Raw genomic sequence first — 16,871 nt, forward strand, 5'->3', positions numbered from 1 at the left:
GGCGGGCTTATCGATTGGGGAAAGGAGCCGCCAGAGACCCCGGCTTACGCTGGGGTGACGACCGGAATGGCCTACTCCACCCGCACCGCGCGCCAGCCTTCTCCGACGATCGCCGCCTCGCCGACCGTCCCGCGATACTCGCGACCGCCTGCGGTAAAGCGTAGCGCCACCCCGCGCAGGCTACCGGTCAGCGGCACAGTGCCCAACATTCCGGTCACGTCCTGAAACCGCTGGTCGAAAGTCAGCGCCACCTCGCGCCCATCGGGCAGCGTCGCATGCCAGCTGCCGCCGGCGACCGCCGGTACGATCCACAGATAGACGCGGCGGTCGCCGACTAGCCGTTCGCCGTCGGCGCGCCAGTCGCCGAGGTCGAAGGCATGGGTGACGATCCGCGTGCCGGGCTTCAGTTCGGTCAGCAGGCGCGGCCGCAGCGCCATGTTGATGCGCGGCAGCAGGTACATCGTGACGACGCTGGCTTGACGCAGCGGCACGTCGAACAGGTTGGCGTTGGAGAAGTGAGCGCGGTCCTGCAGGGCGTACAGCGCGGCGTTGCGGCGCGCACGGTCGACCAGCGTCGCGTCGATCTCCACCCCGCTGGCAGCGGCGCCCTTTCGCGCGGCGGCGATGGTGATGCGCCCGTCGCCCGACCCGAGGTCGATGACCGTATCGGCCGGACCGACCTGCGCCATATCCAGCATCGCGTCGACCACCGGTTCGGGGGTTGGGACGTAAGGCACGTCGTAATTCGGCTCGCGCGCGGCGATGCCTTGTCCGCGCAGGATATCGCCCATCCCGTCGCCGTACGCGCTGCACCCGGCGAGCAGGACGGCCGCGAGCAGCGCCGCGATCCTCACGCCGCGGCCACCCCGCGCAGCCATGCCGCCGTCTCGCCCGCATGCGTGACCGGGATCATGTGGCCGCCGCCGATCTTCGTCAGCGTGGCACCGGGAATCTGACCCGCAGTCACATCGCCTTGCGCCGCAGGATCGAGCAGCTGGTCGTCGCGGCCATAGAGGATCGCGACCGGCACGGCGATCGCGCCATAGCGCGGTACGATCGTCGACAGCGCACGGTTGGCGTCCTCCAGCTCGAACGCCCCGGCCTCGAAGCTCGATGGGCGCAGCGCGGTCAGCCCGCCGCCGCGCGTGCCGAAGTCCAGCGGCACCGGATCGGGGGCGAAGACCTGTTTCGATACCGCCGCGCCGGTCAGCGTCGTGAAGGGCACGCCGACCGTCCATGCGGCGAGGCCGCGGACCGGGGCGGGCGGCACCTTGCCGCGGAACACCGGCGGCATCCGGTCGACCTGCTGCGTCAGCGGCGCGATCAGCGCGAGCCCACGGATCTTGGCGGGCTGGTTGACCGCCATCGTCAGCGCCACCGCGCCGCCCATCGAATGACCGACCAGCAGCGGCCGGTGGAGCCCCAGCGCGTCGATCAGGTCGGCGACCATTCGTGCCTGCGTTTCGAGCGTTGGATGCTCGCCCTCGACGATGGAATGGCCCCAGCCGGGCCGGTCGACGAGGATCAGGCGATGATCGGTCAGTTCGGCGGTGAGCGCGTAGGAAAAGTTGCGCAGCTGGCCATAAATGCCGTGGAGCAATACGATTGCCGGACCGTCGCCGCCGGTATCGACATAGTGCAGCCGCCCGCCGGGCACGTCGACGAACGCGCCATCGGCCGGGACCAGCGCCTCCGCCGCACTCGCCGCCAGCGCGGTCCATAGTGCGAGGCCTCCGCCGATCAGCGCCGTCGTAGTCGCTACCTTCTTGAACCCGTCCTTCATGCGTCGTCCTCCCGCGTTGCCGGGGATACGCATGGGGCTGGCGGAGTGTCCACAAGGATACGCTTCAGGCGTCCTCCAGCGCCGCCTCGCGCTCGGCGGCCTGGCGTGCCCACATCTCGGCATAGGTGCCGCCTGCGCGCAGCAGGTCGGCGTGCGATCCGCTTTCGGCGACGCGGCCACCCTCCAGCACGACGATGCGGTCGGCATGGACCACGGTCGACAGGCGGTGGGCGATGACGATGGTGGTCCGCCCGCGCTCGATCGCTTCCAGCGTGCTCAGGATATCGGCCTCGGTCCGGCTGTCGAGCGCGCTCGTCGCCTCGTCGAGGATCAGCACCGGCGGGTTCTTGAGCAGGGTGCGCGCGATCGCCACGCGCTGCTTCTCCCCGCCCGACAGCTTCAGCCCACGTTCGCCGACGCGGGTGTCGAACCCTTGCGGCAGGCTGGCGATGAATGGCGCGATCGACGCCCCCTGCGCGGCGCGCGCGATATCGTCGGTCGTGGCGCCGGCCCGGCCATAGGCGATGTTGTAGCCGATGGTGTCGTTGAACAGCACCGTATCCTGCGGCACGATCCCGATCGCCGACCGCAGCGAGGCCTGCGTCACCTGCGCGATATCCTGTCCGTCGATGGTGATCCGTCCCGCGGTCGGATCGTAGAAGCGGAACAGCAGCCGTGCGAGTGTCGACTTGCCCGCGCCCGACGGTCCGACCACCGCCAGCGTCGTACCCGGCGGAATGTCGAGGTCGATGCCGCCCAGGATCGTCCGCCCGTCGCCATAGCCGAAGCCTACGCCCTCGAACCGGACATGGCCCCGCCCGACCGCGAGCGTGGTGGCGCCGGGAACGTCGACGACGTCGGCCGGCGTATCGATCAGGTCGAACATCGCAGCCATGTCGACCACCCCCTGCCGCACGGTGCGATACACCATGCCGAGCAGGTCGAGCGGGCGGAACAGCTGCGTCAGCAGCGTCGACACCAGCACGACGTCGCCGGGGGTGAAGCGCCCGCTGCTCCACCCGAACACGATCAGCGCCATGCCGCCGCCCAGCATCAGCGCGGTGATCAGCGCCTGCCCGATATTGAGCAGCGCCAGCGAGTTTTCCGACTTCACCGCCGCATCGGCGTAGCTGGCGACGGCGCGGTCGTAGCGCGCGGCCTCGCGCTCCTCGGCACCGAAATATTTGACCGTCTCGAAATTCAGCAGCGAATCCACCGCATGCGCGACCGCACCGGTATCGAGGTCGTTCATCCGTTCGCGCAAGGACGAGCGCCAGTCGGTGACCCAGCGGGTGAAGCCGATGTAGAAGACCACCATCGCCACCGTACCGCCGACCAGCCATGCACCGAAGCGCGTGCCGAAGATCGACAGCACCAGCCCCAGTTCGAGGATCGTCGGTGCGATGTTGAACAACAGGAAATACAGCATCGTGTCGATGCTCTTGGTGCCGCGCTCGACCACCTTCGTCACCGCGCCGGTGCGCCGTTCGAGGTGGAAGCGCAACGACAGCGCGTGGAGGTGGCGGAACACCGACGCGGCCAGCCGCCGCGTAGCATCCTGTCCGACGCGTTCGAACACGACGTTGCGCAGATTGTCGAACAACGTGCCGGCAAAGCGCGCCACGGCATAACCCGCGACCAGCGCGACGACCAGCCACAGCGCGTCGCGCGATCCCGATGCCATCGTGTCGATCGCGCCCTGCAGCGCGAACGGCGCGCCGTACACCTGCACCAGCTTCGACGCGACGACGAGCAGCAGCGCGGCGACGATTCGCACCTTCAGCCCCATGGCACCGACGGGCCACAGATAGGGGAGGAAACGGCGGAGCGTTGCCAGCATCGGTCGGGTCGGACCGGAGGCGGAATGGGTTTCTGGCGGCATTGCAAGCGCCATTTGGGGAAGCGGGCGCGCGGCTGCAACGTTTCGTCGGAACATCCGGCGTCGCGGCGGATTGAAACCTTGGCAAGGAGACGGCGAATGGCACCTCTGGTCTATGTCATGGCGATCCTCGGATGCGGCGACGATGGCGCCGCCTGCACGCGCGAACGCGTCGCCCCCGCCAGCTATCAATCGGTCGCCGAATGTCAGGCGGCGATGCCCGCGATGCTCGCCAGCAACACCGACCTGTCTTATCCGGTGATCAGCGCCGCTTGCGAACGCGGCGGGCAGTTCGTCGTCGACAATGCGAAGCGGGGCAAGCCGCGGCAGGGGTGAGCGGGGCATGGTGGGTACGTACGCATCACTGCGGTCCGCCGCGGTCGTGCGGCGTATTGAGGCAACGCCGTCCTAGCTGACTGGGCTGTCGGTGTTCGGTTCGCTGGTCGCGGGCAATTGCTTTATCCACTGCGGTCACTCCCGCGAAGGCGGGAGTCCATATACCCCAGCGTCACGCATTTAGCTGAAACGGTAGCGTCTATGGATTCCCGCCTTCGCGGGAATGACGGATACGCGTGCGCATCGCTGAATGTCGGCTCAGGCCCTGTGTCGCTCGATTTCCAACGGCCATCACGGCTTGACGACCTAACGACATCCAATTACTTACATCATTGTAAGTAGTGGAGTCGAATATGGCGACGGAGGGGATCGACACGGTACAACCGCTTCGGCGCGACTGGGGCGCGGCTTGGGCGGCGCTCAAGCGGTTGCTGGCCGATGGCAACGACACGGTGCAAGTGTTCCGCATCATGCGTGCGCTGAACGCGGATACCAGCCACCGCAACTATGCCCGGCTGCTGGGCGAGCCCGGCGGCGGGCGCATCGCGTACGAGCATGTCGAACTGGCCGAGCGCTTTTCCGATCGCGCCTGGGTCGACGCGCTGCCCGACGGCAGCGTCGGTGCGCAGTATCGCGCGTTCCTCGATCGCACCGGTTTTTCGGCGCAGGGGCTGGCCGACATCAGCGCCGCCGACAATGAAGGCTGGCGCGACGCGGTGCATCCGGTCGCATGGTTCGGGCGGCGCGAGCGCGACGTCCACGACATCTGGCACGTCCTGACCGGCTATACCGCCGAGGAGCATCTGGGCGAGGCGTGCCTCGTCGCCTTTTCCTATGCGCAGACCGGCGGGCTCGGCTGGGCGGCGATCGGTCTGGGCGCGGCGGTGAAGTCGCTGCGCATTACCGGCGAACGCGCGTTCGCGCGAGCCGTGTGGGAAGGCTATCGCAACGGCCGTCGCGCCCGCTGGCTGCATGCCGAGGATTACGAAGCGCTGCTCGCCGAACCGCTCGACGCGGCACGGCGACGGCTGAACATTGCCGAGCCGGTGGCGTATCACGCGGCGCAGGCGCGGTTACGTGAACAGGGGTTGGCGGGGATTTAGCGCGCTGACGCTGGCGACGGCGCCAGCGATTGTGCCGCTCTACCAAAACGTTACCCCGGCGAAGGCTGGGGTATCCCGGTTATAGCGCGGTTCAGAAGCCGCGAGAGACCCCAGCCTGCGCTGGGGTGACGTTCGTGGCGGATGTGAAGTGCTGGCGCGGAAGGCACCGGGCCATCCCGTCCCCCGGATCAAGCCCGGGGTGAGAGGAATGCTACTTCGCCAGTGCGGCGCTCGCCTGCGCTTCGCCGCGATCACGCACCGCCTTCGCCTGCGCATCGGCCTGTTGCTCGACCAGCTTCGCTTCCTGCCGGATGGCGTCGGCGCGGACCTTCAGGCGTTCGGCGTCGTAGCCGCCGGCCTGTCCGGCCTGGTTGACCAGCCCCTCGGCCTCGACCTTCATCTGCGCGGTCTGGTTCTCCGCTGCAGCCTCGATCGCATCCGCTTCCGCATCCGCCTGATCGCGCAGCTGGTCGGCGCGCTGCTGTTCGGGGGTCTGCGACCCGCAGGCAGTGAGCGCGAAGGCAGCGGCGGCCATCAGGACAAAACGGGGCATGGGCGATTCCTGTCGTAATTCGCCTGTTCCAATCCTCAAAGCCCCGGAAAGTTTCGTTCGTATAACGTTGTGGCTGGTCCACAAGGGTTTCGCGCCCTGCGCCGCACCGCTAACGGTCGATGCCAGATGCTCACCCGCCTGACCCTGACCGATTTTCGCAACCATGCGGGCGGTACCATCGAACCGGGCGCGGGATTCGTCGTGCTGAGCGGGCCGAACGGGGCGGGCAAGACCAATGTGCTGGAGGCGGTGTCGCTGCTCGCGCCGGGACGCGGGCTGCGTCGCGCGCCGCTGTCGGACATGGCGCGTGAGGGCGGGGCGGGCGGTTTCGGCGTCGCCGCTGACCTGATCGGCGACGTGCGGCTGGGCACGGGGACGCAGGCGACCGCGCCCGAGCGGCGGATCGTGCGGGTCAACGGCGCGGGCGCGGCGGCGACGGCGCTGGCCGAATGGCTGTCGGTACTGTGGCTGACCCCGGCGATGGACCGGCTGTTCGTCGAGCCGGCGGGCGAACGGCGGCGGTTCCTCGACCGGATGACGCTGGCGCTGCTGCCCGGCCATGCGACACAGGCGACGCGCTACGACGCGGCGATGCGCGAGCGCAACCGGTTGCTGGCGGAGGATGCCGCGCCCGATCCCGACTGGCTGTCGGCGCTGGAGGCGCGGATGGTCGAGCATGGGGTCGCACTGGGCGCGGCGCGGGCGGAGTGCGTGGCAATGCTCGACGATCGGATCGCGGCGTTGCCCGCGACCGATTTCCCGCGTGCCGCGCTGGTGCTGGAGGGGTGGCATGGCGATGGCGCGTTGTTCGCGCGCGAACTGGCGTCGGGCCGCGCGCGCGATGCGGCGGCGGGGCGGGCGCTGAGCGGACCGCACCGTGCCGACCTGATCGTCACCGATCGCGACCGCGGCATGGCCGCCGCACGCTGTTCGACCGGCGAGCAGAAGGCGCTGCTGCTCGGGCTGGTGCTGGCCCATGCCGAGCTGGTCGCCGACCGGGCGGGGCGCCCCCCGGTATTGTTGCTCGACGAGGTTGCCGCGCATCTCGACCCCGGTCGCCGGGCCGCGTTGTTCGCGCGGGCGGCGGGGGCGGGGCAGGTGTGGCTGACCGGTACCGAGGCGGGGTTGTTCAGCGACATTCCGGGCGACACCACCCGGTTCGAGGTGACGGGCGGGCGGATCGACCGGGTTTAGGGGGGCTAGGGTCGTCATTCCCGCGAAGGCGGGAATCCATACACGCTGAGGGTTCGGTCAGTGCCGTGACGTTGGCGTGTATGGACTCCCGCCTGCGCGGGAGTGACGGATGGAAAGGGGATGTCGGCCCCTCAATAAAACCGCAACTCGCCCGGCACCCGTTCCGGCGCTTCGCCGCGCAGCTTGGCGAGCGTCGCCTCGATCACCCGGCCGAGCGCCGCGGTGTGGAACGGCTTGGCGACGCAGCCAAGGATCAGCGGATGGTCGGCATCGTCAGGGCAGTTGCCGCTGAGGAACAGGCACGGGATGCCGCGCTCGGCCAGCGCCACAGCGGTGCGGCGGCCGCAATCGCCATTGGCCAGCCGGACGTCGCACAGCGCGAGGTCGGGATGCTCGGCGAAGGCCAGCGTCAGCGCCTCCGCCTCGGTATCGGCGATGCCGGTGACGACATGGCCGTGCAGCGCCAGCGCATCCTCGACCAGCATCGCGACCAGCGCCTCGTCCTCGACCAGCAGGATGCGCAGCGCTTCACCCATCGGTGCGGCCGGGGATGGCGATCGTCAGCCGCTCGGCGCCGTCGCGGGCGACTTCGGCGCGCAATTGCCGCGCGAGGCCGCGCACCAGCCGTCCGTCGTCGAGCGCCGCGCGCGGCTGGCCCATCGTCGGGCCGGACAGCGTCAGGCGCAGCGCGTCGCCGCTCGTATCGATCACGACCTGCGCCAGCGCGTCGGGATCGGGCGCGATGAAGGCATGGGTGAGCAGGGCCACGGCGACCGCCTGTTCGACCGGGAGCGACGGGTTGCCGGTGCCGAGGATCGTGACGGGTTCGTCGTCGCTGCGCACGGCGATCGATCCGATCAGCGCGACGATGTCGACCTGGCTGGGGCTGTCGGTCGCGTAGAGCGGACGATGCGCGGCGGCCAGCACCTCCAGCCGCGCCGCAGCGTCGGCCAGTGCGCTCCGCGCGGTCGTATCGACCATGTCGGCGGCACCCAGCCGGACGACTGCCACCGCGGTCTGCAACGCGTTGCGCACCCGGTGGTTGAGTTCGGCGAGCAGCCGTTCGCTCACGGCGATGCCCTCGCGCAGCTCCGCCTCGATCATCAGCCGGTATTTGGCGAGCGCGACATAATGGCAGACGGTACGGATGAACGCGACTTCGTCGTTGTCGAACCGATCGGTCCAGCGCCGCCCGAAACTCAGCGTGCCGAGCAGCGTCGACCCGTGCATCAACGGCGTGCAGACATAGGCGTCGACGCCCAGCGAACGGACGAAGTGCGCCATCGGGTCGTCGGACCGCTGTACGCCGTAGGCGGCGATCGGTCGGCGATCGCGCGCGACACAGCCACAGACTGCCTCCCCGATCGCGAGGCGTTCGAACGACGTCGCCTCTGCCGCCGTCAGCCCGCCATGGGTTTCCAGCAGCAGGTCGTCGCCGTCGAGCCGATAGTTGAAGAACACGTCGAGCCGCAGTTCGTCGGCGATCAATGTGAAAAGGTCGTCGACCATCCCGGCCGAATCGTCGGCCGCGAGCAGCCGGTCGGCCGCCTCACCCAACAGGCGCAGATGGCGTCGCGGCAAACCGTCGACGGCCGGGTCGGTCGATGCGGGATCGATCATCGCGCGGTCTTAACGGCGGGATTCACTAGTTACCATAGCCAATTGGTACCGGTCGCAGGCCGCAACCTTGACCATTCCGCCCTTCTCGCCTATTTGCCGCAACGCAGCGACGCTTTTCAGGCAGCGTGATCGGACCCGCACGGGTCTCGGCTCCGCGTCGCAGCTCCAACCGGCTTCCCTAGTCACGCGGGTCGCAATTTTTTGCCCCGCTGCCCGTGCGCCCATGTGCGTTTCGGGTGCCGGACCCTATTTCAGGAACTGTCATGACCTTCCAGTCGCTCGGCCTGTCGAAGTCGATCCTCGACGCGCTCGCCGCCAAGAATTACGAAACCCCCACCCCGATCCAGCGCGACGCGATCCCGCTGGTCCTCGAAGGGCGCGACCTGCTGGGCATCGCCCAGACCGGTACCGGCAAGACCGCCGCGTTCGTGCTGCCCTCGATCGACCTGCTGGTGAAGGCGAACGTCCGTCGCCGCCCGATGCGCTGCCGGATGCTGGTGCTGGCGCCGACGCGTGAACTGGTCAGCCAGATCGCCGACAACGCGCGCGCCTATGCCAAGCACAGCAAGCTGACCGTCGCCACCGTGTTCGGCGGCGTGCCGGTGCCGCGCAACATCCGCGACGTGGCGGCGGGCGTCGACATTCTCGTCGCGACGCCGGGCCGTCTGCTCGACCTGATCGACCAGAAGTGCCTGGGCCTCGGCGAACTCGAAATCCTCGTCCTCGACGAAGCCGACCAGATGCTCGACCTCGGCTTCATCCACGCGCTGCGCCGCATCGTGTCGATGGTGCCGAAGTCGCGCCAGACGCTGTTCTTCTCGGCGACGATGCCCAAGGACATTCGCGAGCTGGCCGACAAGTATCTGACCGATCCGGCCACCGTGCAGGTGACGCCGGTGTCGTCGACCGCCGAACGCGTCGAGCAGTACGTCACCTTCGTCCAGCAGGCGGAGAAGCAGACGCTGCTGACGATGTTCTTCCGCAATACCAAGATCGACCGGGCGCTGGTATTCACCCGCACCAAGCATGGTGCCGACCGCGTCGTGAAGCTGCTGGCCGCCAACGGCATCGCGTCGAACGCGATCCATGGCAACAAGTCGCAGCCGCAGCGCGAAAAGGCGCTGGCCGCGTTTCGCGACGGCAGCGTGCCGATCATGGTCGCGACCGACATCGCCGCGCGCGGCATCGACGTGTCGGGGGTCAGCCATGTCGTGAACTTCGAACTGCCCAACGTGTCGGAGCAATATGTCCACCGCATCGGTCGCACCGCGCGCGCGGGTGCGTCGGGCGTGGCGTTCAGCTTCTGCGCCGATGACGAGCGGCCGTTCCTGAAGGGGATCGAGCGGCTGACCAAGCAGAAGGTCGAAGTCGTGCCGCTGCCCGCCGACTTCCTCGAACAGGGTGCCAAGATCAAGGCGAGCCGGGCGCCCTATGCTCCCGATCGTCCCGAACGTTTGCCCAGCGAGCGTGGCCCGGCGCGGCCGCGGGCGACCCATGCCCATGGCGCGAAGCCGGCGCATGGTCGCGGCGGTGGTGGTCCGGTCGGCAACCCGGCGCGTGGCGGTCAGCCGCAGCGTGGCGAAGGCCAGGGCGGCGGTCGTCCGCCGCGTGAGGCCGGTGCCGGTGGTGGCGGTCGTCCGGGTGGCGGTGGCCGTCCGGGTAGTAGCGGCGGCAATGGCGGCAGCGGTCGTGGCCGCGGCGGCCGTGGTCGCGGCGGTGGCGGTGGCGCTCCCCGCGCTTCGGTATAATTCCCAATCCTCCCCACCGGGTGGGGAGGGGGACCGCCGCGAAGCGGTGGTGAGGGGTAAGCCACCGGCGTCGCGCTTGCGGCCTTGCCCCTCCACCAGCCTGCGGCTGGTCCCCCTCCCCATGAGATGGGGAGGATTTGACGGACGCGACGTGAAGCCTCGGTAGGTAACTGCCGGGACTTTTCGTTTAGAGCTCCCGCAATGCCCGCGCCGGGCGTGCCGACAGGATCGGCAACGCCCCGAGCAACCCGATCCCGACCGTCACACCGACCCCGACTGCCAGCGTCGCGGCGATCGCGCCGTAATCGGGCAGCCAGTCGAACGCGAACAGCTCGACCACCACATACCAGCCGCCCGCGATCCCGATCGCCGCCGCCAGTGCGGCGAGGATCACGGCAAGCAGCAGATACTCCAGCGCCTGCGCCGCCAGTATCTGCCCGCGCGTCGCACCCAGCGTTTTCAGAATCACCGAATCATAGGTCCGCGTCTCGCGCGCGGCGGCGATCGCGCCGACCAGCACGGCGATGCCGGCGAGGATCGCGATGCCGGCTGCCGCGGCGATTGCGGTCGCCATCTGCGACACGATGGTGCGCACCTGCCCGATCACCTCGCGCACCTCGACCACCGAGGTCGAGGGGAAGCCGGCCGACAACGCCCGGACGACCGCGCGTTCGCGCCCCGGCGGCATGGTGATCGTGGCCGCCAGATTATGCGGCACGTCGGACAGCGCGTTGGGGCTGAACACCATCACGAAATTGAACCCCATCGTGTCCCATTCGATCTTGCGCAGCGAGGCGATGCGCGCGGTGCGTTCCTGTCCGGCGACGCTGATCGTCAGAGGATCGCCGAGCTTCAGGTTCAGCGCCTCCGCCATGCGCTCGTCGACCGACACCAGCGGCGGGCCGGTATAGTTTGCTGGCCACCAGCGGCCCGATACCAGTTCGCTGCCCGGTGGCAGGTCGGCGGCGAAGGTCAGGCCGCGCTCGCCGCGCAGCGCCCATGCGCCCTCCGGGATCGTCTTGAGATCGGCGACGCGGGTGGTGCCGTAGGCGGTGATCGTGCCGCGCATCAGCGGCACGGTCTGGACCTCGGCACCGGGCTGGATGTTGGCGATGGTGTCGCGGAACGGCGATTCGCGATTTGGGGGGACGTCGAGGGCGAAAAGGGCGGGTGCGCGGGCGGGCACGGTCTTTTGGATGTTGGCGTCGAGGCTGGTGCGGATCGCGGCCAGCAGCACGAACAGGGTGAGCCCCAGGCCCAGCGCCACCACCAACGCTCCGGTCCGCGCGCCGGGGCGGTGGAGGGCGGCCACGGCGAGGCGCCACAGGGGTTTGCGTGACCGGGGCAGGCGGGCCGCGCTCCAGCGGATCAACCAGCCAAGTGCCGACAACAGCAGGAGAAGTCCGCCGGCGGCGGCGAGGAACGCCGCGCCGAACCAGGGGCGTTCGCTGGTCGCCAGTACCAGGGCGACGATCGCGGCAAAGGCCGCGCCCATCCATGCCGCCGCCTTGCCCCACGGCGCACGGCGGCCGTCATGGACGCCGCGCAGCAGCCCGGCGGCGGGCACCGCGCCCGCCGCCAACAACGGCGGCGCGGCAAAGGCGAGCGCGATCAGCAGGCCGTATACGGCAGCCTGCACCAGCGGCAGCGCGTGGATCGCGAAGCGGGGCGCGACCGGCAGGACATCGCCCGCCAGCGCCACGATCAGTGGCACGGCGGCGATGCCGATGGCGAGGCCGATCAGGATGCCGATCGCCGAAACGGCCACGATCTGAAGCAGATAGACGCGTGCGATCAGCCCGGAGGTGGCGCCCAGCACCTTCAGTGTCGCGATGCTCGACCGCCGCGTGGCAAGGTAGGAGGACACGCCGTTGCCGACCCCGATCCCGGCGATGACCAGCGCGGTCAGTCCGACCAGCACAAGGAACTCGCCCATCCGCGTCAGGAACCGCTCGGCCCCTGGCGAGGCGCGGTCGCGGGTGCGGCTGTCCCACCCCTGCGCCGGATAGCGGTCGGTGAACGCCTTGATCGCCGTCGCCGGGTCATAGCCGCTGGCGATGCGGTATTTCGCCTCGTACAGGCTGCCCGGCGCGATCAGCGCGGTGCGCTGCAACCCCTCCAGCGACACCAGCGCCACCGCGCCCAGCGTGAAGCCTTCGCTCAGCCGGTCGGGTTCGTCGGCGATGATCCCGGCGACGGTGAAGCGCGCGGTGCCGAAGCGGACCGGGCCGCCGACGCGCAGTTTCAGGCGTTCGACCAGCGCCGGCCCGACATAGGTTTCGGTCGGCGACAGCGGCCGGGCGGTGCCGGTTTGCAGGGTCAGCGTGCCATAAAGGGGGTAGGCGGTATCGACCGCCTTCAGCTCGATCGGTGCGGTGTCGCCGCCGAAGTTGGCGGCCATCGACTGCATCCGCACCGTTTCGGACGTTTTGCCCAGCCGCGCCATCGACCGGCGCTCGGCGGCATCGGCCGTCCGGTGCGACACCGACAGTTCGATATCGCCGCCGAGCAAACTTTGGCCGCGCGCCGCCAGTTCCTGCGTGATCGACCGGGTAAGGCTGCCGATCGCCGCCAGCGCGCCGACGCCGAGGATCAGGCAGACCAGCAGCAGCCGCAGCCCACGGAAGCGGGCGTCGAGTTCGCGGCGGGCGAAGGTCCATGCGAGGCGCCATTCGGTCATCGGATGGCTCCGCGACTATGTTGCCGCGCATCCTCCACCGTACCCCCGCCTGCGCGGGGGGTACGGTGGGGATGTCGCGTCGCTTTCGGCTTTTGTCGCGACTTCGCCTTCGCCGAGGCAAGCGAGACGGACACTCGCAGCGTCATCGCGCGCTGTCCCGCGCGATGCGGCCATCGGCCAGTTCGACCACCCGGTCGCAGCGTTCGGCGAGTGCCGGGTCGTGGGTGATGACCAGCAGCGTCGCTTGCGTGGCGGCGCGGCGTTCGAACAGCAGGTCCATGATCGCATGGCCGGTCGCGCGGTCGAGATTGCCGGTCGGTTCGTCGGCGAACACCAGCGCCGGCCGCCCGGCGAGCGCGCGGGCGATGGCAACGCGCTGCTGCTCGCCGCCCGACAATTGCGTCGGATAATGGTGGAGGCGGTGGGCAAGGCCGACCGAGGCCAGTTCCGCCTCGGCCCGCGCGAAGGCATCGGTGACGCCGGCCAGCTCCATCGGCACCGCGACATTTTCCAGCGCGGTCATGGTCGGCAGCAGGTGGAACGCCTGCAGCACGATGCCGATCCGCCCGCGCCGGGCGCGCGCCAGATCGTCCTCGCCCATCGCCCCGAAATCGGCGCCGGCGACGTGGACCTGCCCGCCGCTGGCGCGTTCCAATCCGGAGAGTACCGCCATCAGCGACGACTTGCCCGACCCCGATGCGCCGAGCAGCGCGACGCTGGACCCGGCCGGGACCGTCAGGTCGATGCCGTGGAGGATGTGCGTGGCGGCATCGCCATCGCCCAGCGTCAGGGTGACACCGCGCGCGTCGATGACCATATCGTTCGGAACCGAGTGCATGGGAGGTTTATCGCCAGTGACGAAGCAGGGACCCTCATATGCGGGCGCGTTCGCCATTCTCCAAGGCGCGCTGCTGCTGGGCGCGTGCAATCAGCCCGATTTATCCGAAGGCAGTGACGCGACCCCGGTGAACGTCGCCGCCGATGCGACGCCGTCGCCGGTCGCGCGCGCTGCACCGGTGACGGGGCCGGAGCGGCTGGTGCTGGCGTTCGGCGACAGCCTATATGCGGGGTACGGGCTTGCCCGCGGCGACAGCCTGCCCGACGACCTGCAGGATGCGCTGCGCGCCGACGGGATCAACGCGCGGGTGGTGAATGGCGGGATTTCGGGCGACACCAGCGCGGCGGGGCGGCAGCGGCTGGCCTTCACGCTCGACCGGCTGGATCGCAAGCCCGACCTCGTGCTGCTGGGGCTGGGCGGCAACGACCTGCTGCGCCAGATTCCGCCGGCCGAGACGCGGGCGAATTTCGTGGCGATGCTCGACGAATTGCAGCGGCGCGACATTCCGGTGGTGCTGACCGGCATGATGGTGCCGCCGAACCTCGGCCCCGATTATGCCGCGGCGTTCAACCGGATCTGGCCGGACATGGCCAAGCGCTACGACGCGACGCTCGATCCGTTCATTCTGGCGGGCGTGATCGGCAACCGGCAGCTGATGCTGCCCGATGGCATCCATCCCAATGCGCAGGGCGTGGACCGGATCGTCGCGCGGCTGGGGCCGGTGGTGGCGGGGCGGTTGCGGACGCTGGCACCGACGGGGTGAGCGAATAGCTTGCCGCATCGTCGTTCCCGCGCAGGCGGGAACCCATAGACGCTGACGTTCGAAGTACAGCCGCAACCTTGGCGCGTATGGATTCCCGCCTGCGCGGGAATGACGTACTGGTCAGCACACTTCCGCTGTCGCCTTTGGCGGGCCGCCGCGCGGGACGCGTGCCGGATGCCGGTGGAAGACGTCGCCGGGGAGACGGTGACGTTTGCCATAGACCTGCCCCAACACGGCGTAGGAGCGCAGGGTCGTAGCGGCGCAGGTCGCCATGGTGCAGCAGCCGCCGACCGTCGACGACGGTGATCTGGTTGGTGTCGAACCAGAGCTGCGTCCCCTCCGCCCAATATTCGCCGACGGTCGTGGCGGCATATTCGCCGTGCCACAGGTCGCGCGCCATTGCCGCGGCATAGGCGTTCGCGATCGATGCGTAGAGCGTCGGGTCGCGCTGCCGGATCGCATCGAGGATCGCGTGCGAAAATTCGTGGACGAAGATATTCTCGCCATAATAGCGCGTGCCGGGGATGCCGAGCAGGTTCTCGGTCGCGGCGCTGGTCAACTGCCCACCCATGCCGCGGGCGCGGGCGTTCCAATAGTCGCGGTCGCTTAAAGCCCCGATCCGCTCGGCATAATGTTTGCGTTCGCACCGGGTCAGGCGCGGATCGTCGGGCGCGGGCTTTTTCCAGTCGCGCTGTTCGGGCAGGTCGAGCGTGGCTTCGTCGGGCGCCATCACCGCCACGCGAAACCCCGACGCCGCCATCCAGCGGTGCAGGTCGGGTCGTTCGGCCAGCATCGCGACGGCGATGTCGCGGGCGGAGCGGAGCGCTTCGTCGGGGACCTTTGCCGAGGCGACGATCGGAATGCCGCCGGCATCGAGGTGGCGGGTGTAGAAGGGGTCGAGCCGTAGCGCGGGCGGCGGCGGGCCGATCGTTTGCGCCGCCAGCCAGGCCGCCAGCCCGAGGCGGATCACCCGAACGGCCGGTCGATCGACGGCTGCGGCTGGGTAAACCACTGCGCGCCGGTATCGGTGACGTGGAAATGATCCTCCAGCCGGATGCCGAAGCGGTCGGGGACGACGATCATCGGTTCGTTCGAAAAACACATGCCCGGTGCCAAGGGGGTGGTGTCGCCGCGTACCAGATAGGCGGGTTCGTGGATCGACAGGCCGATGCCGTGGCCGGTGCGGTGCGGCAGGCCGGGGAGGCGATAGTCGGGGCCGAGCCCTTCGCGCACCAGCACCGCGCGGGCGGCGGCATCGACCGCTTGCGCCGGTACGCCGGGGGCGGCGGCGGCGAAGGCGGCGGCCTGTGCGGCGTGTTCGATGTCCCAGATCGCGCGGACCTCGTCGGCTAAGCGTCCGAAGGCGTAGGTGCGGGTGATGTCGCTGTGATAGCCCTGTACGCGACAGCCGGTGTCGATCAGCACCAGTTCCCCTTCCGCCAGCGCACGGTCGCCGGGCAGGCCGTGGGGAAAGGCGGTGGCGCGGCCGAACTGGACGATGCAGAAGAACGAACTCCCGCCGCCGATGGCGCGGTGCGCGTCGTCGATGAAGCGGACGACTTCGCTGGCGAGGATGCCCGGCCGTAAGGTTCGCGCGGCGGCGGCCTGTACGCTGAGCGTCATGTCCTTCGCCTGTTGCAGCAGCGCCAGCTCGGCGGGCGATTTGACCATGCGGCACCCGTCGATCGCCGGGGCGCCGTCGGTCAGCGTCAGGCCGTGGCGGGCGAGCTTCTGTCCCCACGCGAACGGCAGCAGCGGATCGACCGCGAGTTTGGCACCGGGGGGCAGCGCGTCGCGGACCAGTGCGGTCGGGTCCGCATCCTCTTCCCAAAGCAGCAGGTCGGCGGCGATGGTCAGGTCGGCCTCCAGCGTGCCGCGCTCGAACGCCGGACAGACGATGCGCGGGGTGCCGGTGACGGGCAGCAGCAACGCGACCATCCGCTCGCTCGGCCCCCACGGAATGCCGGTGAAATAATCGAGCGACGCGCCGGTATGGACCAGCAGCGCGTCGGCGCCGGTGGCCTCGGTCCGCGCGCGGGCACGCTCGATCCGGGCGTGACGCTCGGCGGCGGTGATCGGCGGGGCGGGGGTGGCCCAAGGTGCGAGCGCCGCGAGTTCGGTCGCCGCGGTCGATCCGCCGATGGTCATGGTTGCTGGTCCTTGTGCGGGGTGCGGAGGGGGGTGACTTTACCCTGGCCTGTTTGGGTTGAGTAGGCATTGTGCTTGTTGGAATGAAGGACCGCTAGGGGTGCTTCGATACGGGCCTTCGACAAGCTCAGTCCCTACTCAGCATGAACGGTTGGAGAAGTTTCACACGGGTTAGCCACGCCAGCCCCGACCCACTCCGTTTGGTTCGAGCAGCTTCGAGCTTGTC

The 16,871-nt window shown here is 69.3% G+C and carries 14 protein-coding genes; 5 read left to right on the plus strand and 9 right to left on the minus strand.

Going from position 1 to position 16,871, the window contains the following annotated elements; genetic code table 11:
• Window positions 1–71: 71 nt before the first annotated feature.
• The 3 genes from MF610_RS12100 to MF610_RS12110 all read right to left on the minus strand — a co-directional run bounded on the left by MF610_RS12100 (window position 72) and on the right by MF610_RS12110 (window position 3,665).
• On the minus strand, window positions 72–878 hold the full coding sequence (locus MF610_RS12100; protein WP_242196863.1) for a class I SAM-dependent methyltransferase: 807 nt from the start codon (window positions 876–878) through the stop codon (window positions 72–74).
• Window positions 851–1,783 (minus strand): alpha/beta fold hydrolase, encoded by a 933-nt coding sequence (locus MF610_RS12105; RefSeq protein WP_242196866.1) that lies wholly within the window; start codon window positions 1,781–1,783, stop codon window positions 851–853. Before MF610_RS12105 ends, MF610_RS12100 begins: the two co-directional genes overlap by 28 nt.
• A 64-nt stretch (window positions 1,784–1,847) precedes the next feature.
• The gene (locus MF610_RS12110; protein ID WP_242196869.1) at window positions 1,848–3,665 is read right to left on the minus strand and encodes an ABCB family ABC transporter ATP-binding protein/permease; all 1,818 of its coding nucleotides are present in this window, start codon (window positions 3,663–3,665) and stop codon (window positions 1,848–1,850) included.
• A 96-nt stretch (window positions 3,666–3,761) separates the two neighbouring features.
• Between MF610_RS12110 and MF610_RS12115 the strand changes: the two genes are divergently transcribed.
• Both MF610_RS12115 and MF610_RS12120 read left to right on the plus strand, forming a co-directional pair.
• A complete protein-coding gene (locus MF610_RS12115) occupies window positions 3,762–3,998 on the plus strand; it encodes a hypothetical protein (RefSeq protein WP_242196872.1) in 237 nt (78 codons plus the stop codon).
• 353 nt (window positions 3,999–4,351) lie between these two features.
• Entirely contained in the window at window positions 4,352–5,101 is a 750-nt protein-coding gene (locus MF610_RS12120) for a Coq4 family protein (protein WP_242196875.1), read from the plus strand.
• A gap of 211 nt (window positions 5,102–5,312) precedes the next feature.
• Here MF610_RS12120 and MF610_RS12125 read toward each other — a convergent pair whose 3' ends face one another.
• The gene (locus MF610_RS12125; protein ID WP_242196878.1) at window positions 5,313–5,654 is read right to left on the minus strand and encodes a hypothetical protein; all 342 of its coding nucleotides are present in this window, start codon (window positions 5,652–5,654) and stop codon (window positions 5,313–5,315) included.
• A gap of 126 nt (window positions 5,655–5,780) precedes the next feature.
• Here MF610_RS12125 and recF point away from each other — a divergent pair, with 126 nt between their 5' ends.
• Complete coding sequence (gene recF, locus MF610_RS12130; protein WP_242196881.1) at window positions 5,781–6,848, plus strand: DNA replication/repair protein RecF; 1,068 nt, start codon at window positions 5,781–5,783, stop codon at window positions 6,846–6,848.
• Between the two features lie 131 nt (window positions 6,849–6,979).
• Here recF and MF610_RS12135 read toward each other — a convergent pair whose 3' ends face one another.
• The gene (locus tag MF610_RS12135; RefSeq protein WP_242196884.1) at window positions 6,980–7,384 is read right to left on the minus strand and encodes a response regulator; all 405 of its coding nucleotides are present in this window, start codon (window positions 7,382–7,384) and stop codon (window positions 6,980–6,982) included.
• Window positions 7,377–8,468, minus strand: coding sequence for a histidine kinase dimerization/phosphoacceptor domain -containing protein (locus MF610_RS12140; RefSeq protein ID WP_242196887.1), 1,092 nt, complete (start codon window positions 8,466–8,468; stop codon window positions 7,377–7,379). The genes MF610_RS12135 and MF610_RS12140 overlap by 8 nt, the downstream gene beginning before the upstream one ends.
• A gap of 263 nt (window positions 8,469–8,731) precedes the next feature.
• Here MF610_RS12140 and MF610_RS12145 point away from each other — a divergent pair, with 263 nt between their 5' ends.
• Window positions 8,732–10,216 carry a DEAD/DEAH box helicase gene (locus MF610_RS12145; RefSeq protein WP_242196890.1) on the plus strand — a complete coding sequence of 495 codons (1,485 nt, stop codon included), beginning with the start codon at window positions 8,732–8,734 and terminating at the stop codon, window positions 10,214–10,216.
• A 187-nt stretch (window positions 10,217–10,403) separates the two neighbouring features.
• Here MF610_RS12145 and MF610_RS12150 read toward each other — a convergent pair whose 3' ends face one another.
• Window positions 10,404–12,896 carry an ABC transporter permease gene (locus tag MF610_RS12150; RefSeq protein ID WP_242196893.1) on the minus strand — a complete coding sequence of 831 codons (2,493 nt, stop codon included), beginning with the start codon at window positions 12,894–12,896 and terminating at the stop codon, window positions 10,404–10,406.
• Between the two features lie 142 nt (window positions 12,897–13,038).
• Window positions 13,039–13,734, minus strand: coding sequence for an ABC transporter ATP-binding protein (locus tag MF610_RS12155; RefSeq protein WP_242196896.1), 696 nt, complete (start codon window positions 13,732–13,734; stop codon window positions 13,039–13,041).
• A gap of 16 nt (window positions 13,735–13,750) precedes the next feature.
• Here MF610_RS12155 and MF610_RS12160 point away from each other — a divergent pair, with 16 nt between their 5' ends.
• A complete protein-coding gene (locus MF610_RS12160; protein WP_339328527.1) occupies window positions 13,751–14,497 on the plus strand; it encodes an arylesterase in 747 nt (248 codons plus the stop codon).
• Window positions 14,498–15,463: 966 nt separating this feature from the next.
• Here MF610_RS12160 and MF610_RS12165 read toward each other — a convergent pair.
• Window positions 15,464–16,645, minus strand: a complete 1,182-nt coding sequence (locus tag MF610_RS12165; RefSeq protein ID WP_242196898.1) for a M24 family metallopeptidase — start codon at window positions 16,643–16,645, stop codon at window positions 15,464–15,466.
• Window positions 16,646–16,871: the final 226 nt, after the last annotated feature.

It is taken from the genome of Sphingomonas hankookensis, from assembly GCF_022664465.1.
GTDB lineage: Bacteria > Pseudomonadota > Alphaproteobacteria > Sphingomonadales > Sphingomonadaceae > Sphingomonas > Sphingomonas hankookensis.